Annotated in this window: 18 protein-coding genes; 15 read left to right on the forward strand and 3 right to left on the reverse strand. The window is 41.9% G+C overall.

All coding sequences use genetic code 11. The features are described from left to right. Positions 1 to 40 precede the first annotated feature (40 nt). The 3 genes from ACVPPQ_RS06980 (at position 41) to purB (ending at position 3,568) form a co-directional block, all read left to right on the forward strand. Entirely contained in the window at positions 41 to 619 is a 579-nt protein-coding gene (locus ACVPPQ_RS06980; RefSeq protein WP_025083248.1) for a xanthine phosphoribosyltransferase, read from the forward strand. 514 nt (positions 620 to 1,133) lie between these two features. Continuing rightward, the gene (locus ACVPPQ_RS06985) at positions 1,134 to 2,258 is read left to right on the forward strand and encodes an ATP-grasp domain-containing protein (RefSeq protein ID WP_463493576.1); all 1,125 of its coding nucleotides are present in this window, start codon (positions 1,134 to 1,136) and stop codon (positions 2,256 to 2,258) included. A 17-nt stretch (positions 2,259 to 2,275) separates the two neighbouring features. Next, entirely contained in the window at positions 2,276 to 3,568 is a 1,293-nt protein-coding gene (gene purB / locus ACVPPQ_RS06990) for an adenylosuccinate lyase (RefSeq protein ID WP_463493578.1), read from the forward strand. Between the two features lie 209 nt (positions 3,569 to 3,777). On the opposite strand, the gene ACVPPQ_RS06995 is transcribed toward purB, so the two are convergent. Both ACVPPQ_RS06995 and ACVPPQ_RS07000 read right to left on the reverse strand, forming a co-directional pair. Continuing rightward, positions 3,778 to 4,719, reverse strand: a complete 942-nt coding sequence (locus tag ACVPPQ_RS06995) for a LacI family DNA-binding transcriptional regulator (RefSeq protein ID WP_463493580.1) — start codon at positions 4,717 to 4,719, stop codon at positions 3,778 to 3,780. A gap of 4 nt (positions 4,720 to 4,723) precedes the next feature. Then, on the reverse strand, positions 4,724 to 5,548 hold the full coding sequence (locus ACVPPQ_RS07000) for an HAD family hydrolase (protein WP_463493582.1): 825 nt from the start codon (positions 5,546 to 5,548) through the stop codon (positions 4,724 to 4,726). A gap of 163 nt (positions 5,549 to 5,711) precedes the next feature. Between ACVPPQ_RS07000 and pcrA the strand changes: the two genes are divergently transcribed. From pcrA to ACVPPQ_RS07015, 3 genes are read left to right on the forward strand one after another with little or no spacing between them, the layout of a single operon-like run. After that, positions 5,712 to 7,973, forward strand: a complete 2,262-nt coding sequence (gene pcrA, locus ACVPPQ_RS07005; protein ID WP_463493584.1) for a DNA helicase PcrA — start codon at positions 5,712 to 5,714, stop codon at positions 7,971 to 7,973. 16 nt (positions 7,974 to 7,989) lie between these two features. Further along, positions 7,990 to 10,020: an NAD-dependent DNA ligase LigA gene (gene ligA / locus ACVPPQ_RS07010; RefSeq protein WP_463493586.1), complete on the forward strand. Its 2,031-nt coding sequence runs from the start codon at positions 7,990 to 7,992 to the stop codon at positions 10,018 to 10,020. 56 nt (positions 10,021 to 10,076) lie between these two features. Continuing rightward, positions 10,077 to 11,207: a CamS family sex pheromone protein gene (locus ACVPPQ_RS07015; RefSeq protein ID WP_463493588.1), complete on the forward strand. Its 1,131-nt coding sequence runs from the start codon at positions 10,077 to 10,079 to the stop codon at positions 11,205 to 11,207. Between the two features lie 304 nt (positions 11,208 to 11,511). Here the strand turns inward: ACVPPQ_RS07015 and ACVPPQ_RS07020 are convergent, their stop codons facing one another. Continuing rightward, complete coding sequence (locus tag ACVPPQ_RS07020) at positions 11,512 to 11,922, reverse strand: hypothetical protein (RefSeq protein WP_463493590.1); 411 nt, start codon at positions 11,920 to 11,922, stop codon at positions 11,512 to 11,514. 300 nt (positions 11,923 to 12,222) lie between these two features. Here ACVPPQ_RS07020 and gatC point away from each other — a divergent pair, with 300 nt between their 5' ends. The 9 genes from gatC (at position 12,223) to ACVPPQ_RS07065 (ending at position 21,681) form a co-directional block, all read left to right on the forward strand. Then, on the forward strand, positions 12,223 to 12,519 hold the full coding sequence (gene gatC, locus ACVPPQ_RS07025; protein ID WP_025083240.1) for an Asp-tRNA(Asn)/Glu-tRNA(Gln) amidotransferase subunit GatC: 297 nt from the start codon (positions 12,223 to 12,225) through the stop codon (positions 12,517 to 12,519). Positions 12,520 to 12,521: 2 nt separating this feature from the next. After that, positions 12,522 to 13,988: an Asp-tRNA(Asn)/Glu-tRNA(Gln) amidotransferase subunit GatA gene (gene gatA / locus ACVPPQ_RS07030; RefSeq protein ID WP_463493592.1), complete on the forward strand. Its 1,467-nt coding sequence runs from the start codon at positions 12,522 to 12,524 to the stop codon at positions 13,986 to 13,988. Continuing rightward, on the forward strand, positions 13,988 to 15,418 hold the full coding sequence (gene gatB, locus ACVPPQ_RS07035; protein WP_463493594.1) for an Asp-tRNA(Asn)/Glu-tRNA(Gln) amidotransferase subunit GatB: 1,431 nt from the start codon (positions 13,988 to 13,990) through the stop codon (positions 15,416 to 15,418). The genes gatA and gatB overlap by 1 nt, the downstream gene beginning before the upstream one ends. Positions 15,419 to 15,442: 24 nt before the next feature. Next, positions 15,443 to 16,468: a diacylglycerol kinase gene (locus ACVPPQ_RS07040; RefSeq protein ID WP_463493596.1), complete on the forward strand. Its 1,026-nt coding sequence runs from the start codon at positions 15,443 to 15,445 to the stop codon at positions 16,466 to 16,468. An 85-nt stretch (positions 16,469 to 16,553) separates the two neighbouring features. Continuing rightward, the gene (gene rlmD / locus ACVPPQ_RS07045) at positions 16,554 to 17,918 is read left to right on the forward strand and encodes a 23S rRNA (uracil(1939)-C(5))-methyltransferase RlmD (protein WP_463493598.1); all 1,365 of its coding nucleotides are present in this window, start codon (positions 16,554 to 16,556) and stop codon (positions 17,916 to 17,918) included. A gap of 355 nt (positions 17,919 to 18,273) precedes the next feature. Then, positions 18,274 to 18,609 (forward strand): PTS lactose/cellobiose transporter subunit IIA, encoded by a 336-nt coding sequence (locus ACVPPQ_RS07050; RefSeq protein ID WP_463493599.1) that lies wholly within the window; start codon positions 18,274 to 18,276, stop codon positions 18,607 to 18,609. Beyond that, complete coding sequence (locus ACVPPQ_RS07055; protein WP_463493601.1) at positions 18,606 to 18,914, forward strand: PTS sugar transporter subunit IIB; 309 nt, start codon at positions 18,606 to 18,608, stop codon at positions 18,912 to 18,914. Before ACVPPQ_RS07050 ends, ACVPPQ_RS07055 begins: the two co-directional genes overlap by 4 nt. Before the next feature lie 107 nt (positions 18,915 to 19,021). Continuing rightward, positions 19,022 to 20,218 (forward strand): PTS sugar transporter subunit IIC, encoded by a 1,197-nt coding sequence (locus ACVPPQ_RS07060; RefSeq protein WP_463493603.1) that lies wholly within the window; start codon positions 19,022 to 19,024, stop codon positions 20,216 to 20,218. Positions 20,219 to 20,253: 35 nt separating this feature from the next. Further along, a complete protein-coding gene (locus ACVPPQ_RS07065) occupies positions 20,254 to 21,681 on the forward strand; it encodes a glycoside hydrolase family 1 protein (RefSeq protein WP_463493605.1) in 1,428 nt (475 codons plus the stop codon). The last annotated feature ends 39 nt before the right edge of the window (positions 21,682 to 21,720 follow it).

Consider the following 21,720-nt stretch of genomic DNA (forward strand, 5'->3'; position numbering starts at 1 on the left):
GTTTGTCATGAATGAAAATAAGAATAAGGGAGTGCTTTGTGTGCAATTATTAGAGGAACGAATTAAAAAAGATGGTCAAGTATTAGGCGAAGATGTTTTAAAGGTTGATAATTTTTTGAATCATCAAGTTGACCCTGATTTGATGGCAGCGATGGGTGAAGAATTCTATCGGTTATTCAAAGATGCGAACATCACGAAGATTCTAACCGTTGAATCATCTGGGATTGCTCCTGCAGTCCTTGCTGGGCTTTCATTTCACGTTCCCGTTGTTTTTGCTAGAAAGCACAAGAGTTTAACGCTACAAGATAATATGTATAGCGCAACCGTATATTCATATACTAAGAAAGTCAATAATCATATTTCGATTTCTAAGAAATTCATTGATGAAAATGACCGCGTACTAGTGATTGACGATTTCTTAGCCAACGGACAAGCAGTCGAAGGCTTACTAGAAATCATTGAACAAGCTAATGCACAACTTGAAGGCGTTGGGATTGTGATTGAAAAGACGTTCCAAAAAGGACGCGAATTATTAGACGCTCGCGGAATCCACGTGGAATCATTAGCACGGATTGCTGCTTTTGAAAATGGCGAAGTCGTTTTTGTTGAAGATAAATAAGTGAGTGCTGATGCACACGGTAGGTTCTGAGCATTAGCCTAGCTTCGTAAATGAAGTCTGGGTTTTAGACTTTGTTTATGAAGCGTAGCTAAGCACAAGAGCCTGTGTGTAGAAGCACGTTAAAATAAATAAGTGCGTTGAGTTGCGGGCAGCAACCGAGCATTAACAGAGAAATTCCCCAGTTATCTTGATTTTAAGATAATTGGGGAATTTTTGGTTAAGCGGAAGTTGTTGCAACTCAAAAGCACGTTTAGGAAGAAGTGCTCACACAAGCGATTTGACCTTGAGCATAACCTAATAACGGGCATTGTGGTTTGAATTTTAACCATGATACCCGTTATGTAGTTAGGCGGAGAAGCTTGCTTGAGAAGCACGTTTAGAAGCTGAACGGCTTCTTTTTTTTGCTAAAAAAAGCTTAACAATGGCAAAGTATTGTGCAGATAGGGGTTAAGTTGGTTATAATAAAGAGTAATTAGTTATCCATGATTAGTCGGATAAGAAAGCAGGGAAACAGATGCCAGTTATTTATCCAGGACAGATGATCGGAATTATCGGAAATGACCAACGGGCTTTTTTACTAGCACTCGCGGCTAAAAAAATGGGTTATAAAGTGGCGATGATCGTCAACGCGCAGATTCAAGACACACCGCTTGCTAGCATTTTAGATGCGCAAGTTGAAGGTGATCCAAACCAGTATGCAGACTTAGCGCGATTAGGTGATATTTGCCAAGTCTTAACTTATACAGACGAATTATTAGATGAAACATTACTGGAGCAGCTTGCACAGAACTATTATTTACCGCAAGGCAGCAGTGTGCTGTCCGTCACTCAGGACCGTTATTTAGAACGGGTTTTCTTAGATGATTTAAACATTAACATTCCACCATCAACCACGGTGGTGGATGTCGAAGATATTCAACAAGGCATCGATTCAATTGGTTATCCTTGTATTTTAAAACCGATCCAAAAGGGTTTTGGTAAACAATATCAACGCTTTATTAAAGAACCGGCAGATTTAGACCAATTGACAGATTTCTTACAACTAGGTTCCTATCTATTAGAATCTTGGATTCCTGATGCGCAAGAATTATCCGTGATGGTTGCTAAAGACGTGCAGGGTGATTTGACGGTCTTGCCGATTGTTGAAAATGATTACCAAGATCATCAATTACAATTATCAATCGTGCCGGCACGGATTGATCAAACCGTTGCGGCTGAGATTAATCGATTGGCGAATCTAATTGGTCAAAAATTGGATTACGTTGGGGTCTTTGGGATTGAATTCTTCTTAACACCAGATATGAATATTTACGTGAAACGGCTGGTACCGACCCCACATATTTCGGGCAATGTTTTGGAACGCACATTGAATTTTTCACAGTATGAATACCATTTAAAAGCGATTTGCCAATTAGCAATCGGTGAAGCACGGTTGAATAACGCTGGTGTGACATTGAACATTCAAGAAGCGAGCTTGCCATTAGTGAAGACGCAAATGAAAATTAAACCAGACTGGTATTTTAATGTGTATCAACTGAAAGATCACCAACAATTAGGGAATCTGACCGCTGTTGGGTCGGCCGTCAATCCCTTGTTGGAAAAATTAGAAGCCGCTGATTTATATCATGCAAAAGCGTAATTCTTGGAGGAATTGATATGTTAGAACGCTATACGCGCCCAGAGATGGGTGCGATTTGGACCACTGAAAATCGGTATCAAGCTTGGCTAGAAGTTGAAATTTTAGCGGTAGAAGCTTGGGCGCAACTCGGTGATATTCCAGTCGAAGATGCGGCGAAGATTCGCGCGAATGCACAATTTGACGTTGACGAAATTAATCGACTAGAAAAGATTACCCACCATGACGTGGTGGCTTTCACCCGCGCTGTTTCAGAATCACTCGGCGCTGAGAAAAAATGGGTTCACTATGGTCTAACCTCAACCGACGTGGTCGATACGGCCCAAGGGTATATCTTGAAACAAGCAAATGATTTAATTCGGGGGGACATTGAAAAATTGATGGCCGTCTTAAAACAAAAAGCCTATGAATACCAGAATACGGTCATGATTGGGCGAACACATGGGGTCCACGCTGAACCCACGACGTTTGGTTTAAAAATGGCCACTTGGTATGCTGAAATGAAACGCAATCAAGACCGCTTTGAGCGGGCGGCCCAAGGTGTTGAAGCTGGTAAGATGAGTGGCGCGGTTGGTACCTTTGCGAATATTCCAACCGAGATTGAAGCATACGTGACTAATCAATTAGGCATTCGGGCGCAAGATGTGTCAACCCAAGTTTTACCGCGTGATTTACATGCGGACTACATCAATGCGATGGCGGTCGTAGCGACTTCGATTGAACATTTTGCAACCGAAATTCGCCATCTGCAGCGTACCGAAGTCCGTGAAGTCGAAGAATTTTTTGCGAAGGGTCAAAAAGGCTCCTCAGCAATGCCCCATAAACGGAATCCAATTGGTTCTGAAAACGTCAGCGGCTTAGCCCGTGTTATTCGCGGACACATGATTACCGGGATGGAAGATGTCTCGCTGTGGCACGAACGAGATATTTCACATAGTTCAGCCGAACGAATTATTCTACCCGACACGACGATTTTATTGGATTATATCCTACAACGTTTTACGAAAATCATTGATACGTTAACGGTTTTCCCCGAAAAAATGCAAGCCGATATGAACTTAACGCACGGTTTAATTTACAGCCAACGTGTTTTATTGAAGTTGGTTGATTCTGGTTTAAGCCGTGAAGCGGCCTACGATTTGGTGCAACCCAAAACCGCATTAGCGTGGGACGAACAAAAAGACTTCCGTCAATTATTAGAAGCCGATCCAAAAGTCACAAGCCAACTAACCCAAGCTGACCTAGACGACGCCTTCGACTACCACTGGCACCTACAAAGAATCGCAGAAATATTTGAAAGAGTATTTGATTAAGAGCGATTTTACTTACGGGTGCTTCTGAGCATTAGTCTAGTTAGGTGAATAAAGTCTGGGTTATAGACTTTGTTTACCTAACGTAACTAAGCACAGGAAGCTGTAAGTAAAAACGCGTTTTAGAAAAGAGTGCTGACTGAACTGGTCAGCAACTGAGCAACAAAAAGGTGCCAACCGCTATTTTTTAGCGATTGGCACTTTTTTGTTTGTCATTTAGGCACAATCAGTTCTGATTCGAAACTAAATTTTTGGTGTTCAGTACTCAAAGCCACTTCGAATGCTTTTTGACCGACGGTGAAGAAATGGTGGTCAATCGTTGGAAATTGCAATAAGAAACTGGAGAGCTGGTTTTCTTGACCGAATAGTAGCGGCGAGGTTAAACCTTGATCGAGATAATATTGACGCACGCCGGTCGCAATGTCATCGCCGTTGGTAAAGAAACAGTCGATGTTGGATTGCCGTGCATGCAACGTTTTAGCGGCTTGATAACCATCGTTAAAACTAGTCATCCCACCAATCACTAATTTTTCTGCCGGTTTATGGTGGAAAACCTGTTGATAAGCCGCCATAATCGCTGAACTGGTCGGACTTTGTTCTAAATTACGACTCAATAAAATTGCAATTTGTCGGACATTTAATGTCGCCAAGTGTTTAAAGGCGGCTAAGTAGGCCGGTTCGCGATTAGAATAAACGGCTGACAGATGATAGTCGCCGGTGTCTTCACAGCAGACAATTTGACCGTACTGGGCGTATTGCGCCAAGACTGACAGGGGCAGACCGTGGGAGGTGAAAATGAGTGCGGAGAAGTTTTTACGTTTTAGCTGCTCAAGGTAATCTAATTCAACAGTTTGATTATATTCGGACGGGAGTAAAACGATGTGGTAACCACTCGTAAAGGCGGCGTCCATAATCCCGTTTAACAGTTGATTGAAATACGGATGGTCGTTGTGTGGTAAAACGACCCCGATATTTTTATTTTGCCCGAAACTTAAATCCCGCGCTAAGCTGTTGGGCACGTAATCGAGCGCTTTAATCACTCTTTCAACGGCTTGTTGTGCTGGTTTTGAAACGTATTTCTGATGATTTAAAACGCGTGAAACGGTGGAAACTGAATAGCCACTTTGACGCGCAATATCGCGAATGGTTGGCATGGTCCTAACCTACTTTTCGATTAAATTTGGTGATATATTTCTTTATACCATAACTAACGCCATCGTGCACATTCGATTTGGTAACGAATTGACTGATTGCTTGGACCGATTCGACGGCATTTTGCATCGCAATTGGGTGGGCAACCGACTGTAACATCGCTTGATCGTTGGGGCCATCGCCAAAAGCAGCGACTTGTTCCGCCGTTAATTGTTCCGCATCTAAAATGGTCGCTAATGCCTGTTCTTTAGTGGCACAGTCGGCGGTTATTTCGAGTGATTGCGTTTGTGATTGTTGGACTGCAATATCAGTTAACGCCAAATCGTTAATAAAGGTATTAATTTGCGCGAGTCGTTCAGGATCATCGCTCGCAACGACTAATTTGAAGAGTTTCGCCACTGGATTGGTTAATAATTGTGACAGATTCATTAAACGTGGCGATTGATGGGTTAAGGTTGCTTCTGCGGTCACTTGGTCATCGATGCCTTGAACGTACCAATTCTGTAAATCATAACCGCTCAGACTGATTTCTGGGAATTCAGGTTGAAGTGCGGCGACTAATTGTTGCGCAGTGCGACGCTTTAGCGGATGTTCCGCCAGAATCAGTGGGAAATCACCACTCGCTTTAAAAATAACGCCGCCATTAAAGGCAATCTGTGGACCGGTTAACGCTAATTGTTGAATGCTCGGCATCATCGTTTGCGGTGCACGGGCAGAGACCAGAGTTACTGGCAATTCGGTTTTTGTTAACGCCGAACTATTTTTTTCGGAAAGTTGCCCAGCTTGATCCAAGAGTGTGCCATCTAAATCGGAAACAATATATTTAATCATCATGATATCCACCTTTCTGTTGATAAACTGAGTATAATTTATGAAACGCGTCCCAGGTCAAGCGATAAAATTAGCGAATTCAATTTCTATTTTAGTGATTGCTGTTCGCTTTTTTCTAGTTAGCTAATTTGGTATACTATAGGCTGATTGCATTTACGGAAGGATGAAGATTTTGTCTGAACAAGAATTGTTAAAAGGAATGAACGATAAGCAAGCTGAAGCGGTCTTAGCAACGGAAGGCCCCTTATTAATTATGGCCGGTGCCGGTAGTGGCAAGACGCGGGTTTTAACCCACCGCGTGGCTTATTTAATTGAAGAAAAACACGTCTTACCTTGGCGCATTCTAGCGATTACGTTTACCAATAAAGCGGCGCGTGAAATGCGTGAACGGGTTTGTGCTTTATTGGGCGATAACGGTCAAGATGTTTGGGTCTCGACCTTCCATGCCTTATGCGTCCGGATTCTACGACGTGAAATTGAACAGATTGGTTATAATCGCGCGTTCACGATTGCCGATCCGTCCGAACAATTAACGTTGATGAAACACGTTTGTCGGGATTTAAACATCGACACGAAGAAGTTTGAACCTAAAGCGATTTTAGGGACGATTAGTAACGCTAAAAATGAATTGCAAACGCCGGCCGATTACGTCGGGTTAGCCAACAGTCCTTTTGAAAAAATTGTGGCTAAATGTTATGCCGAATATCAAAAACGACTCCATCAAAATCAAGCGTTAGATTTTGATGATTTAATCATGCAAACAATCCGGTTATTTAAAGAAAATAAAGAAACCTTAGTTTATTATCAAGATAAATTTCAATACATTCACGTTGATGAATACCAAGATACCAATGAAGCCCAATATACGTTAGTTAATATGTTGGCTGAAAAGTATCAAAATCTCTGTGTGGTTGGGGATGCTGATCAAAGTATCTACGGTTGGCGGGGCGCTAATATGGATAACATCATGAATTTCGAACATGATTATCCAGCTGCTAAATCAGTGATGTTGGAACAAAATTACCGTTCAACGAAAACCATTTTGGAAGCCGCTAACGGGGTGATTAATCATAATCAATACCGTAAGCCCAAAGAGTTGTGGACGGATAATCAAGATGGCGAGTTGATCACGTATTACCGTGGTCAAAGTGAACGGGATGAATCCCTATTTGTCATCACAAAAATTCAAGAAGAAATAACGAAAAATCATCGCCACTTTGGTGATTTTGCCGTGTTATACCGGACCAACGCTCAATCACGGGTGATTGAAGAATCCTTCGTCAAAGCTAACATGCCGTATAAAATGGTCGGCGGGCATAAATTTTACGATCGTAAAGAAATTAAAGATATTTTAGCTTATTTACGGTTAGTGGTTAATGCGTCCGATTCGATGAGTTTTGAACGGGTAGTCAACAGTCCTAAACGTGGGATTGGCCCCGGAACATTAGAAAAACTCAATCAATTTGCGGAAGATCATCAATGGTCACTTTTAGAAGCGGCCCAAAATGCTGAATTATCAACGATTCCAGCTAAGAGTCGCAAGACCTTAATTGATTTTGGTAACGTGATTGGCGATTTAACCAAGATGCGCGAATTCTTAAACGTCACCCAGTTAACTGAAGAATTATTGGCTAAAACAGGTTATAAAAAAGCGTTAGAAATCGAAAATACGCTCGAATCACAAAGTCGTCTTGAAAATATTGAAGAATTATTATCAGTGACGACCCAGTTTGACGCACATTACGAACCCGAAGAAGATGATAGTGATTTATTTGTGGATTTCTTGGCCGAATTATCATTGGTGTCGGATTTAGATTCCGTTGAAGAAGAAGCCAGTGAAGTCACGATGATGACCTTACATGCGGCTAAAGGGTTAGAATTCCCCGTCGTCTTTTTGATGGGTCTTGAAGAAGGCATTTTCCCATTATCACGAGCGTTAATGGAAGAAGACGAACTCGAAGAAGAGCGACGATTAGCCTATGTCGGCATTACGCGGGCCGAAAGTAAGTTGTATCTAACCAATGCTTATTCACGAATGTTATATGGGCGCCAACAAAGTAACCAAGCGTCGCGTTTTATCGGCGAAATTGATGATAAATTATTGGATTACGCCAACGGAAACGCTGGTAGTATTCCCGAACGTAAAGTACCGTTTGGTCGTCAGAATAGTTATGCCCGGGCAACGGCGACCACTTATGGTCAAGGCCAAGCCACGACGAGTCATAAGATTGCCGATACAACTGGTGGCGATAATAGCGGTAGCTGGCAAGCGGGTCAAAAAGTGCAACATAAAAAATGGGGCATTGGCACCGTTGTGAAAGTTAACGGCGCAGGCAATGACCAAGAACTCGATATTGCGTTTAAAGAACAAGGCGTTAAACGACTACTTGCTAGCTTTGCGCCAATTGAAAAAGTCACTGATTAATAGTAGGAGGACCGAGATGGGATTAGCCAAATCAATTGATCAATATACACAAGAAGAAGCGGCAATCGCTGCCCAAACATTACGGCAAGCGCTCGCCACTTATAATGAGGCTTACTATACAAAAGACGCACCAGTGGTTGAAGATCACGTCTACGATGAAGCTTATCATGATTTAGAACAGTTGGAGGCGGCCTTTCCCACAATCGTCACCAATGATTCACCGACCCAAAAAGTCGGTGGGGATGTGTTACCAGGGTTTAAGAAAGTCACCCACACGGTGCCGATGTTGTCGATGGGCGATGTTTTTTCACCCGAAGAACTCGCAGCGTTTGATGATCGGTTACGAAAAAATACGGCACAAGCGATTGAATACAATGTGGAACTCAAGATTGATGGTCTGGCGATTGATTTGATTTATGACCAAGGTCAATTTGTACGTGGGGCAACTCGGGGCAATGGGACGATTGGCGAAGATATTACGCAGAATTTAAAAACGATTAAAGCGATTCCGATGACGTTAACCAAACCGGTTTCAATTGAAGTGCGCGGCGAATGTTTTATGCCTAAGGCTTCTTTTGCGGCTTTGAACCAACAACGAGAGGCAGACGGTTTAGCACCGTTTGCCAATCCGCGGAACGCGGCAGCCGGCAGTTTACGTCAACTGGATGCCAAAGTGGCAGAGTCCCGAAATCTAAGTGCGTTTATGTACACAATTGTGACGTTTGATGACGTTCAGGCGACGACTCAAGCGCAAGCTTTGACGGTCTTAGCTGAACTCGGCTTTAATGTTAATCCGACCGCGACCGTTTGTCAGGATATGACCGAGGTTCAAGCGTTCATTGACCGGTACCAAACCACGCGGGATGACTTAGCCTACGGAATTGACGGGATTGTCTTAAAGGTTAACGATTTGGTACTGCAACGGCAATTAGGCAATACGGTTAAAATTCCACGCTGGGAAATTGCTTATAAATTTCCGCCAGAAGAAGCGGCAACGGTGGTCCGCGAAATCGAATGGACGATTGGACGGACTGGGGTTGTGACCCCGACCGCTGTTATGGATCCCGTTCAATTAGCGGGGACTACGGTTGCGCGAGCTTCCTTGCATAATGCGGATTTAATTGCCGCCAAAGATGTCCGTTTGTTCGATACGGTCTTGTTGCATAAAGCCGGCGATATTATTCCGGAAATTTCACAAGTCGTCTTGGCAAAACGGCCCGCAAATAGTGAACCTTATCAAGCGCCAACGCATTGTCCGTCTTGTCAGCATGAATTAGTCCATCTGGATGAAGAAGTGGCCTTACGGTGTATTAATCCGATGTGTCCAGCACAAGTTCAGGAACAGTTAACCCATTTTGCTTCGCGCAATGCGATGAACATTGACGGGTTAGGCCCCCGGATTATCGAACAGTTGTGGGAACAGCAATTAGTGAAAGATGTCGCGGATTTATACCGATTAACGGCGACTGATTTAGCGCAACTTGATAATTTTAAAGAAAAATCTATTAATAATTTATTAAAAGCGATTGATGCTAGTCGTCAGAACTCGTTAGAAAGGTTATTATTTGGATTAGGGGTTCGCCACGTCGGCGCCAAGGCCGCACGCTTATTAGCCGAACATTTCAAAACGATGGACGCGCTAATGACTGCGACGGCTGAAGAGATGATCGAAGTTGATACGATTGGCTTGATTATTGCTGACAGTTTAGTGACCTATTTGGCCGATAGCCAAGTGCAGACATTGATGCAGGAACTCGTAACGGTTGGCGTTAATTTAACTTACACCGGCGTAACCCAAGAGCAGGCTAGCGATAGTGATAGCTTCTTTAATGGTCAAACCGTTGTCTTAACGGGTAAATTGACGCAGTATACGCGCGATGATTTGAAACAACAATTGGAAGCTAACGGGGCCAAAGTGACCGGTTCGGTTTCCAAGAAAACTGATTTTCTGATTGTTGGGGCTGACGCGGGTAGCAAATTGGCGAAAGCTGAAGCGTTATCGATTCCGATCATCACAGAAGCTGAATTAGCAGGTTATTTGGCTTAATCGATCTAAATTGGGTATAATAAGAAGCAATTAGGACTAAGGAGGCACCATTTTCAGTGGCAAAATATAAATTATGGGTCGTTGCAACGGCAGCATTGCTATTATTAGCGGGTTGTACGAGCACTCAAAGTAGCTCATCATCAGACACATCTAGTAAATCCACTAAAAAGTTACAAACAACCGGTAAGGTGACTGACAGCATGTACGAAGGTGTCATCACGAATGGCCAATATAAAACCAGCCAAACCCGAGGCTTAACGTCAGAACAAAGCAACACGTCATTTGATGTTAAGAGTCTTGAAAATGGTTTATTAACCTTATCCAAAAAACAATTTCCAACGTCTAAATATATTTTCCAAGAGGGCCAAAGTTTAAAAACGACGGAAGCCCAAAAATGGTTAGCGCGTAAATCAAAAACTAATACGGTCGGTTTGAATCCTGAAGATAACGGTCAAACTGAACCGACTAAACGAAATCCGTTGTATCTCCAACAAATCTTAGAACAAGATTATTTGAGCCAAGATGGTACGCTTTCTGGGATGAGTATCGGTCTTGGGATGAACCAAGTTGATTATTATACCAAGGAACAGTATGGCGCAACCTATCAAACCAAGATTTCAACGGCGATGCTGGAACAACAGGGCAAACAGATGGCCAATAAAGTGTTGACCCGAATGCGTCAGAAAAAAGGGATGAGTCAGGCCACGATTGTGATTGGGCTCTACAAACAAGCAACTAAAGATAGTCTCGTTGGTGGGACTTACTTCGCGTACGGAATCAGCAAAAATGGCAGCACGACCATTGATTCTTGGCATTCAATGAACCAAGAAAATCAAGTTTTCCCAATTACCGGTGATGAAAAGGCGGTCAATCAAAGTGATGCCGATGCATTCACCAGTTTTAAAGAACAAATTCAAACGTTCTTCCCGAATTTAAGCGGGGTGACGGCGCAAGCGCATTATGAAGAAGGCGTCTTGTCTGGGTTAAATATTACGGTCAATACGCAATTCTACAGTGAAACCGAAATTATGAGTTTTACACAGTACATTGCAACCGCTGCGGATAAGTATTTACCGCGCAATATTCCGTTGGATATTTCGGTTAGCTCGGTCGAAGGGATTCAATCATACGTCGGTCGGGCCTCGGGGAGCAATAGCTTCACAACCCACGTCTTTGGAAGTTATTAGAACTAGCTGTGACAGAACTAGGGTTTCAATTGAGTGCTAAACTCAGCCGATTAGCTTCTGAGTATAGCCTAGAATTGTGAGTTATGACTGGGTTTAGTCATAAATTGCGATTCGTAGCTAGACGGAAGAAGTTGGCTGAGAAGCACGTTATCAATTGAGTATCAAGTTGAAAAAGTGGTTATCCCGAACTAAGGATAACCACTTTTTTGAATTTGAACGGAAATTGATGAGTTCTGACGCGCGTCTGAGAGGAATGTTCGCTTAATATTAAAATTGAGGATAATCTGCTTTTTAGATTTGAATATTATGAATTTAAAAATTGATTAAGAGTCAGTGCGTCTTCGACGACCGGTGCTAAACGACTAACAATTTGTTGATAACTTTCGTGAGTTGCGCCAATTTTGTGGTTGGCGGGCATCGGTTGGGAACTAGTCGGTGGCGTATCGCTAATCATGCCATCCGGATATTCCCAATAGTGAGTTGTTCGATCATTAATCGTTTCAACCACTTCAACCGGCGTGTCCGAATGCAAATCGAGCGCCAACCAGGCCGCGTGATGCTTAGCCTGTTGTTGACGTCGTTGTTCTTGAACGGCGGGGTCTAACGGGACTGCTGTGATTGTGAGACCAACCGTTGAAGTGGCGGTTTGTGCGCGGACGATGGATCGAGTGCTTAATAAACCGAACATGAATAGTAATAGCGCTAGCTTAAACATGGGTAATAACTCCCTTCTGATATTAATGATAACGATTTCATAATTAATTATATAATTTTAAACTAATAATAATCAATTGATAGACATTATAAAAATGTTGAAGGCCAATTAATTTTTGAAGGTTAAGTATTTTGAAATGTAAATAACAATTGAAAATAAGCGTTTTCATAACGAACTAGAAAAAATAAGAAATCATAAAAACACTAAAATTACGAGATGAGTCGCTTTAATCGCCGGCAATATATGGTAGAATTAAACAAAATGGATAAGTAGTGACTGAATTAGAAAAGGGGTTTACACATGATTGATAAAAAACAAGTCCAGCATGTCGCTGAACTTTCTAAATTAGCCTTTAGCGATGCTGAATTGGCTCAATTCACGGATCAATTAGCCGATATTATGAAGATGACTGATGAATTAAACGCAGTTGATACAACGGGTGTCCCCGTGACGACTCACGTCAATGGTTTACAAAATGTCATGCGTGACGATATTGCACAAACAGGTCCAAGTCGTGACGTCTTGATGCAAAATGCACCAGATTCAGCAAACGGTTTATTAAAAGTACCCGCAATCATGGACAAGGAGGAAGCTTAATCTTGAATTATTTATACGAAGATTTAGAGAGCTTACACGCTAAACTAATAGCTGGTGAATTAACCGCCAGTCAATTAGTCACTGAAACAGTCGCTCAAATTGAAACGACTGACCAACAAGTCGATGCCTTTTTACGGGTTGATGAAGAAGGCGCACAAGCCGCTGCTGCCAAAATTGATGAACAACCAATTGATGCCGCTAATTTATTAGCCGGCATGCCAATTGGGATTAAAGATAACTTATTGACGGACGGTGTTATTACAACGGCTGCTAGTAAAATGTTAGCGAACTTCAAACCGGTTTTTGACGCAACCGTGGTTGAAAAATTAAAAGCCAAAGAAGCCATCATGATTGGTAAAACCAATTTAGATGAATTCGCAATGGGTTCATCAACTGAAACATCTGCCTTTAAAAAGACGAAGAATCCTTGGGACTTAACGAAAGTCCCTGGTGGTTCTTCAGGTGGTTCAGCGGCAGCCGTTGCTTCTGGTGAAGTCGTTGCAGCATTAGGTACGGATACCGGTGGTTCAATTCGCCAACCCGCTGCTTTTAACGGGATTGTGGGAATCAAACCAACATATGGTCGTGTTTCACGTTGGGGCGCGATTGCCTTTGCTTCAAGTTTAGACCAAGTCGGCGTTTTCAGTCGCAACGTGGCGGATAACGCTACTGTTTTGGAAGCGATTAGTGGGCATGATGAAAAAGATAGTACCAGTGCCAACCTGCCAGTTCCGAATTACCGGGCTGCTTTAAATGGTGATATTAAAGGCATGAAGATTGCCGTTGCCAAAGAATACATGGCTGAAGGGGTCCAACCCGGCGTTAAAGCGCAGATTGAAGCGGCGATTGAAACCTTCAAGTCGTTGGGCGCAACCGTCGATGAAGTCAGTTTGCCACATTCACAATATGCGGTCCAAACTTATTACATTATCGCTTCGAGTGAAGCTTCTTCAAACTTGTCACGTTACGATGGTATTCGTTATGGTTATCGTTCACCAGAAGCCAAGACCTTAGAAGAAGTTTACGTGAAATCACGTTCTGAAGGCTTTGGCGATGAAGTTAAACGACGGATTATGCTCGGGACGTTCGCTTTGTCATCAGGTTTCTATGATGCTTATTTCAAGAAAGCGGGTCAAATGCGGACTTTAATTATTCGCGATTTTGAACAAGTTTTTGCGGATTACGATTTAGTCGTCGGTCCTACAGCACCAACAACGGCCTTTGAATTAGGCGATAAAGTCACTGATCCAGTCACAATGTATATGAATGATATTTTAACGATTCCAGCGAATATGGCTGGGTTACCAGCGATGTCAGTGCCCGCTGGTTTTGCCGATGGGATGCCAGTTGGTTTACAAATTATTGGGAAAGCCTTTGATGAAGAAACTGTTTATCGTGCTGGTTATGCCTTTGAACAAGCCACTGATTTTCATCAACAAGTTCCTAGTTTTAAAGGAGGCCAAGCCTAATGAATTTTGAAACAACCATTGGTTTAGAAGTCCATATCGAATTAAAGACTAACTCTAAGATGTACAGTCCTTCACCCGTCAATTACGGTGCTGAAGCCAATACGAATACCAACGTGATCGACTGGGGTTATCCCGGGACGTTACCAACGATTAACAAAGGCGCTTATACATTAGGGATGATGGTCGCAACTGCACTGCACGCCAACATTGCCCGTGATACGCATTTTGATCGTAAGAATTATTTCTACCCTGATAATCCGAAAGCTTACCAAGTGACGCAATATGAACAACCATTGGGTCAAGATGGCTATATCGAAATTGACGTTGATGGCCAACAAAAGCAAATTGGGATTGCTGAACTGCATATTGAAGAAGATGCCGGTAAAAACACCCATGGCACCGATGGCTATTCATACGTCGATTTAAACCGTCAGGGGACGGCTTTAATTGAAATCGTCTCAAAACCTGATATGACAACGCCCGAAGAAGCTTATGCTTATCTTGAAACCTTACGTCAAATCGTCCAATTTACGGGCGCTTCTGATGTTAAGATGGAAGAAGGTTCGATGCGGGTTGATACCAACATTTCGATTCGCCCAATCGGTGCGACGAAGTACGGTGTTAAGTCTGAATTGAAAAACTTGAACTCCTTTAACCACGTTCGTTTGGGGTTAGCTTATGAAATCAAACGGCAAGCAGCGCTTTTGATTGCCGGCGAAACAATCCGGCCTGAAACGCGTCGTTTTGATGAAAAATCAGGCGAAACATTCTTGATGCGGGTTAAAGAAGGGGCCGATGATTATCGGTACTTCCCAGAACCTGATTTACCACCAATGCACATTAGCGATGACTGGTTACAAGAAGTGACTGATCATTTACCTGAAATGCCTGCTAAACGGCGTGCCCGCTACGTTGACGAATTAGATTTACCAGAATACGATGCTGGTATCTTAACCAACACCAAAGAAATGTCAGATTTCTTCGAAGCGGCGGTTAATGATGGCGCTGCGCCTAAACAAGTTTCTAACTGGTTGATGGGTGAAGTGAATGCCTATTTAAACGATAAACAAATTGATTTACAAGAAACAGCCTTAACACCAGCGCATTTGGCTGAAATGATTAACTTAATTAAAGATGGTGTGATTTCTTCGAAGATTGCTAAAAAAGTTTTCCAAGAAATCATCCAAAATGATACTGATCCAAAAGCTTGGGTGGAAGAAAAGGGCATGGTGCAATTATCAGATCCTGCGCAATTAAACCCAATCATCACGGATATTTTAGATGACAATCAACAATCAATTGATGATTTCAAAAACGGGAAAGACCGGGCCGTTGGTTTCTTAGTCGGTAAGATTATGAAAGAAACCCGTGGTCAAGCAAATCCGAAAGTGGTCAATGAATTATTGATGGCAGCATTAAATAAACGATAATTTAACGATTGATAGGAGATTCATATGCAAAAACGGGCACGATTGATCTATAACCCAACTTCTGGCCATGAAGTCATGAAACGAAGTGTGGCTGACATTCTAGCTATTCTAGAACAAGCGGGTTATGAAGCGAGTGCGTATCAAACAACTGCAGAACCAGAATCAGCTAAACACGAAGCAACACGGGCCGCTAAAGACGGTTTCGCGTTGGTCGTCGCGGCTGGTGGTGATGGTACGATTAATGAAGTCGTCAACGGGATTGCCGGCTTGGACCAACGTCCCATGATGGCGGTGATTCCAGCGGGGACGACTAACGATTACGCGCGGGCGCTTAAGATTCCGCGGGATAACCCGGTCGATGCGGCTAAAGTCATTCTTAAAAACGAAACGTTAAAGATGGACATCGGGCAAGCCAATGACAAATATTTTATGAACATTGCCGGTGGTGGGTTCTTAACTGAACTGACCTATGAAGTCCCATCTGATTTTAAATCTATTTTTGGTTATTTAGCGTATATCGTTAAGGGTGCTGAAATGTTACCCCAAATTAAACCGATTAAAATGCATTTAGAATACGACGAAGGGGTTTACGATGGGGAAGCCTCATTATTCCTACTCGGTTTAACGAATTCGGTTGGTGGTTTTGAACAGATTGCCCCTGACGCGCAATTAGATGATGGCAACTTCTCATTAATCGTCGTTAAGACGGCGAATATGGCTGAACTACTGCACTTGATGGCGTTAGTTGTCAAAGGTGGGAAACACGTCAACGATCCACGGGTCATTTATACCAAGACTTCGAAATTAGTCGCACGTCCGATTGAAAGTGATCAGATGATGATTAATTTGGATGGCGAATATGGTGGCGATGCGCCAATGACGTTCACCAACTTACAACAACACATTGAAATGTACGTCAATAAAGAAGCGATTCCGGATCACGCAATTACCACGGAAACGCCTGAAGAATTACTAGCTGAGAACCAATTCGTCAAGGAAGTCGAAGAAATTTCGAAAGAAGATATCGACGGCGATGGCAAAATAGGTTAAACTAGATAATTAACAATCGCAGAAAAATCTGGTATATGCAAAAGGCTTATACCAGATTTTTTACACAATACAAAAAGAGGTTACTATGAAAATTAATGCACCTGTTCGTAAAAATGAAACATTAACCGTTGATATTATGGATTTAACGTACGAAGGAATGGGCGTTGCCAAAATTGACAACTACCCTTTGTTTATCGAAGGCGTTTTACCCGATGAACAAGCTGAAATCGAAGTCATAAAGGTCAATAAACAATACGGTTTTGCCCGCTTAGTCAAGTTATTGAAGAAGAGTCCCGACCGCGTTGAATCTAAAGCTAATGTTTACTCACAAACTGGGATTGCGCCATTACAACATTTGGCTTACCCAGCCCAATTAGACTTCAAACGGAATCAAGTTTTGAACGTCTTCCAAAAAGCCCATTTAGAAATCCCAGTTGAACCTGTTTTAGGGATGGAAAATCCAACTGGCTACCGGAATAAAGCGCAAGTCCCTGTTCGTTTTATCGATGGTCAATTGATGACCGGTTTTTATCGGAAACACAGTCACCAAGTGATGCCAATGGAAGATTTCTACATTCAAGACCCTAAGATTGATGAAGCGATTAAAGTCGTTTGTGATATCTTACGTCGTTTCTACATCGATCCTTACAATGAGGATACACATAAGGGTGTTTTGAAAACCATCATGGTTCGTCGCGGTTATTACAGCCACGAAATGATGATTGTCTTCATTACCCGGAGCAAACGATTGCCAGCCGCTCGTGAAATTGCGATTGAAATCAAAAAAGCATTACCCGAAGTCGTTAGTATCATGCAAAACGTCAATGCCGCTCAAACGAACGTTATTTTTGGGGATGAAACGAAATTAATCGCTGGTCGCGACTTTATTCGTGATGAATTAATGGGATTGAAATTTGAAATTTCAACGCAATCATTCTACCAAGTTAATCCACTTCAAACAGAAGTCCTTTATCAAAAGGCCATTGAAGCCGCTGAATTAACGGGTAACGAAACCGTGATTGATGCTTATTCAGGAATCGGGACGATTTCATTAGCCGTTGCCAAGCATGCTAAAAAAGTTTACGGTGTCGAAGTCGTTGAATCAGCCGTCTTAGATGCCCGTCACAATGCTAAAATCAACGAGATTGACAACGTTGAATTTACATTAGGTAAAGCTGAAGAAGTCATGGCCCAATGGCAAGCAGACGACCTAAAAGTCGATGCTTTAATTGTTGATCCACCACGTAAAGGCTTGGAAAGTAGCTTTATCGACGCTGTCGGCGAATTAAAACCCGCTAAGATGGTTTACGTCAGCTGTAACCCAGCAACCTTAGCACGCGATTTAGAGCTATTAACAGCGCAAGGCTACCATGCTGAATGGACGCAACCAGTCGACATGTTCCCACAAACCTTACACGTCGAATCAGTGACTAAATTAGTCCGTCAATAATCATTAGTATAATAGACCAGAAAAAGGCAGCGACTATTTTTAGTCACTGCCTTTTTGTGGCCAAAATTGACGAAGTATACGGCTGGCTATTTATAAAATATTGATTATTTATAATTTTTTTGAATAATTAATCTGTATGAGATTTAATGTTGAAAGCTAGCCATTTTAAGAAGTGTATGGTAGAAAATGATTAATAATATGGTTTCAGAGGCCTTAAAATGTGGGAATCGAGCACTTGTGTATAATCCGGTAGTATAGTGTATAATTTAGATTTTATTCTGGAATTTAGGGTAGTTGACGCTATTAATGAAAGCGGTTATATTCTGGATATACCAAAAATATGTGGGGTGATGAAATGGATAATGATATCGAATCAGTGGCAATGACAATCATTGCATTTTCAGGGGATGCTCGCACGACAGCGTTTCTTGCGTTGAAATCAGCTAGAAAAGGTGAATTTAATCAAGCTGATGAATTGATGAAAAAAGCACATCAAACTGCCGTTAAGGCGCATCAAGCACAAACAGATTTGTTGGTTGCTGAAGCGAATGGTGAACAAGTACCTGTCAATGTGCTTCTTGTGCATTCACAAGATCATTTAATGACAAGTATGCTAGCTTTGGAATTGATTGAAGAATTAATTGAGTTACATAAAAATAAACAAGACAGAGAGGAGTCAGTAACATTATGAAAATATTATTAGTTTGTGTTGGGGGTCTTTCAACAAGTGTTTTGATGAAAAAAGTGCGTAAATGGGCAGCTGAAAATGATGAGATACTGACGATTGATGCTAAGGGTCAAGATAGTTATGAAGAAATATGGGATCAGTATGATGTGATTTTAACGGGCCCACAGATTTCCTACGCTGTCGATGATATTCAAGCAAATGTTCGAATTCCAGTCAAAGGGATTCCCGCAATGGATTATGCAATTGGAAACGCGGAAAACATTGTTAATTTAGCTAAATCACTTATTGGAGATGAGGGTGGACGCTAATGGGATCGAAATTAGAAAGTTTCGCAAATAGTGGTTTTATGAATAAGTTGAGATCGTTTAGTGAAAAACTGTCTCAAAATCCCACATTTAGCACAATATCAACGGGGATGACAGCCAGTATGGGGCTGATTATGTTAGGCGCAGTCATTCAGATTATTATTGCGCTAGGGAGCCTAGTGTTTGGTTGGCAACAAGGTGACGCGATTTATGACATGCTCTATATGCCTTATAAATTGACGATGGGCATCTTAGGCGTTTTTATGAGTTACGCATTGGCTTATAATTATTCTAAGAGACTCAAATCGGGTGCACCAGTTCAGAGCGGTTTTACGGCCATCGTTTGTTTCATTTTGGTTGTGTCGCCCGTTCAATCGGTTACCGTGGGTAAAGAAACGTTTGATGTACTTAAGTTATCAAGCATGGGCACAGAAGGTATGTTTATTGCGATGATCATTGGCCTGCTTTCGGTCAGAATCTCGAAATTTGCAATTGATCATAATTTTGTCATTAAAATGCCGGATGTTGTTCCGGAAGGGGTCATCGCCAGCTTTAATTCAATTATTCCGGCGGGAATCAATATTATTTTCTGGTACGGACTATCTATCCTGATTTCAACGCTGACACATGGTGCGATGACACTGGCAACCCTCATCATGGCCATACTGGCCTATCCGATTAGCTATTTAGTGTCACCATTTGGAATGATTTTGATTCTACTTTTAGGCCAATTTTTCTGGTTCTTTGGGATTCATGGGACGAGCATTGTTTTTTCAGTGATTATGGTACCCTATATGACCGCTTTTATGAACAATGCAGAATTAGCTGCAAAAGGGTCACCGCTTGTATTTAGTGCCATATTCTTGTATGGTGCAAACGGGATTATCGGGGGCAATGGGAATACACTTTCACTCGTGTTAATGGGATTGCGGAGTAAATCAGAACAAATTAAATCGATTTCCAGAGCATCTTTAGTCCCATCATTATTCAATATTAATGAACCCGTGATCTTTGGATTTCCATTAATGTATAACCCGATTTTGCTAATTCCATTCTTATTAGCACCCGTAGTTGTGATGTTCTTCCTTTGGGCGGGCTATGCATTCCATTTTCTCACTTATCCATCGGTATTAATCCTTTCAGTAATGCCAATAGGGATGGGGGGCTTCTTGTCAACGATGGATTGGCGGAATGCACTGTTTCCATTCTTGATGATTCCAATCACTTGGTTGATTTACTATCCATTCTTTAAAGTTTATGAAAGACAACTTATCGAGCAAGAAAAAGCAAAATTAGACAAAAAATAAGACATCAATAGGGTGTTTAAAGGGAGCGTAATAATATGGGATTTCCAAATAAATTTTTATGGGGCGCAAGTTCTTCAAGCCCACAAGTTGAAGGGGGCTTTGATCAAGGCGGTCGTGGTTTATCGATTTGGGATATTAAAAAAATAAACGAGGGAACGAGTTCGTTTCACTACGCTTCTGATTTCTACGGTCACTATAAAGAGGATATTGCATTAATGGCCGAGATGGGCTTTAAGATGTTTCGGATGTCGATTTCTTGGAGCCGAATTTTGCCAAGTGGTGAAGGTGAAATTAACCAAGAGGGGATTGATTTTTATAAGCGTGTTTTTGCAGAATGCCATAAATACGGTATTGAACCCTTAGTAACGATTTTCCATTTTGATTTACCATTGGCACTTCAACAAAAATACGGTGATTGGACAAACCGAAATATGGGCCAAGCTTATGTGGATTATGCCCGAGTTTTATTCACCGAATTTAAAGATGATGTCAAATATTGGTTGACGTTTAATGAACAAAATATGTTAATCTTCTATGGCGCGATTGATATGATTGGTGGAGGCTTTAAAGATATTAACAAGTTATACAATGAAGCGCATGATCAAATCGTCGCTCAAGCGCAAGTCATTCATCTCTGTCATGAAATGTGTCCAGAGGCATTAATTGGACCTGCACCCAACATCACAAGTACGTATGCAGCGACATCGGATCCTAAGGACCATATTGCGGCGATGAACCATGATGATTTGCGGAATAACTTTTATCTGGATCCGCTCATTTTAGGAACGTACCCTAAGAGTGTTGATAATTACTTCAAACTCAATGACATTGTCTTGGAAATTGAAGATGGTGATATGGCATGCATGGCAACGTGTCACCCCGATTTTATAGGTTTTAATTGCTACGCAAACGATACAGTTGAAGCGCTGGACTATTATAAACAGGATCTTTCGGATTTGTTAAAGGCCGATAATCGGAATACAAGTTATCTCATGAAATTGGCGGAAAAACCCGGGATTGGAAAATCAGTCGATAATCCACTTTTGATGAAAGCTGTTACGGATGGACATATGTTTGATCCATATTGTATCCGGGTCACTTCACGACGCTTAACCGATCGTTATCATTTACCTCAAATTATTACTGAAAATGGCTATGGCAGACCCGACAAACTTGAGGCTGACGGTTCGATTCACGATGATTATCGAATTGAACATCTCAGAGAAACAATTCGCCAAATAGAGATTGGTCTTTCTGAAGGGTCAATGTTAATCGGTTATTGTCCATGGAGTGCCTTAGATCTTGTATCAACGCGGGAGGGGATTTCGAAGCGTTATGGTCTCATCTACGTTGACCGAGATGAAGATGATGAGATTGCCAAGAATTCGCCGATGAAACGTTATCGAAAAGATTCATTCTATTGGTATCAAAAAGTGATTAAATCAAACGGTCGGGAACTTTAGTGGATCGGAACAGTGGATTATTCTGATTGAGAGAAAATG

The sequence above is a fragment of the Latilactobacillus parafuchuensis genome, assembly GCF_055271665.1.

Bases quoted from the DNA above. Each gene is read 5' to 3' on its own strand.
- ACVPPQ_RS06985 (WP_463493576.1), top strand. From the start codon at position 1,134: ATGCCAGTTATTTATCCAGGACAGATGATCGGAATTATCGGAAATGAC.
- purB (WP_463493578.1), top strand. From the start codon at position 2,276: ATGTTAGAACGCTATACGCGCCCAGAGATGGGTGCGATTTGGACCACT.
- ACVPPQ_RS06995 (WP_463493580.1), bottom strand. From the start codon at position 4,719: ATGCCAACCATTCGCGATATTGCGCGTCAAAGTGGCTATTCAGTTTCC.
- ACVPPQ_RS07000 (WP_463493582.1), bottom strand. From the start codon at position 5,548: ATGATTAAATATATTGTTTCCGATTTAGATGGCACACTCTTGGATCAA.
- pcrA (WP_463493584.1), top strand. From the start codon at position 5,712: ATGAAGATTTTGTCTGAACAAGAATTGTTAAAAGGAATGAACGATAAG.
- ligA (WP_463493586.1), top strand. From the start codon at position 7,990: ATGGGATTAGCCAAATCAATTGATCAATATACACAAGAAGAAGCGGCA.
- ACVPPQ_RS07020 (WP_463493590.1), bottom strand. From the start codon at position 11,922: ATGTTTAAGCTAGCGCTATTACTATTCATGTTCGGTTTATTAAGCACT.
- gatC (WP_025083240.1), top strand. From the start codon at position 12,223: ATGATTGATAAAAAACAAGTCCAGCATGTCGCTGAACTTTCTAAATTA.
- gatB (WP_463493594.1), top strand. From the start codon at position 13,988: ATGAATTTTGAAACAACCATTGGTTTAGAAGTCCATATCGAATTAAAG.
- ACVPPQ_RS07040 (WP_463493596.1), top strand. From the start codon at position 15,443: ATGCAAAAACGGGCACGATTGATCTATAACCCAACTTCTGGCCATGAA.
- rlmD (WP_463493598.1), top strand. From the start codon at position 16,554: ATGAAAATTAATGCACCTGTTCGTAAAAATGAAACATTAACCGTTGAT.
- ACVPPQ_RS07050 (WP_463493599.1), top strand. From the start codon at position 18,274: ATGGATAATGATATCGAATCAGTGGCAATGACAATCATTGCATTTTCA.
- ACVPPQ_RS07055 (WP_463493601.1), top strand. From the start codon at position 18,606: ATGAAAATATTATTAGTTTGTGTTGGGGGTCTTTCAACAAGTGTTTTG.
- ACVPPQ_RS07060 (WP_463493603.1), top strand. From the start codon at position 19,022: ATGACAGCCAGTATGGGGCTGATTATGTTAGGCGCAGTCATTCAGATT.
- ACVPPQ_RS07065 (WP_463493605.1), top strand. From the start codon at position 20,254: ATGGGATTTCCAAATAAATTTTTATGGGGCGCAAGTTCTTCAAGCCCA.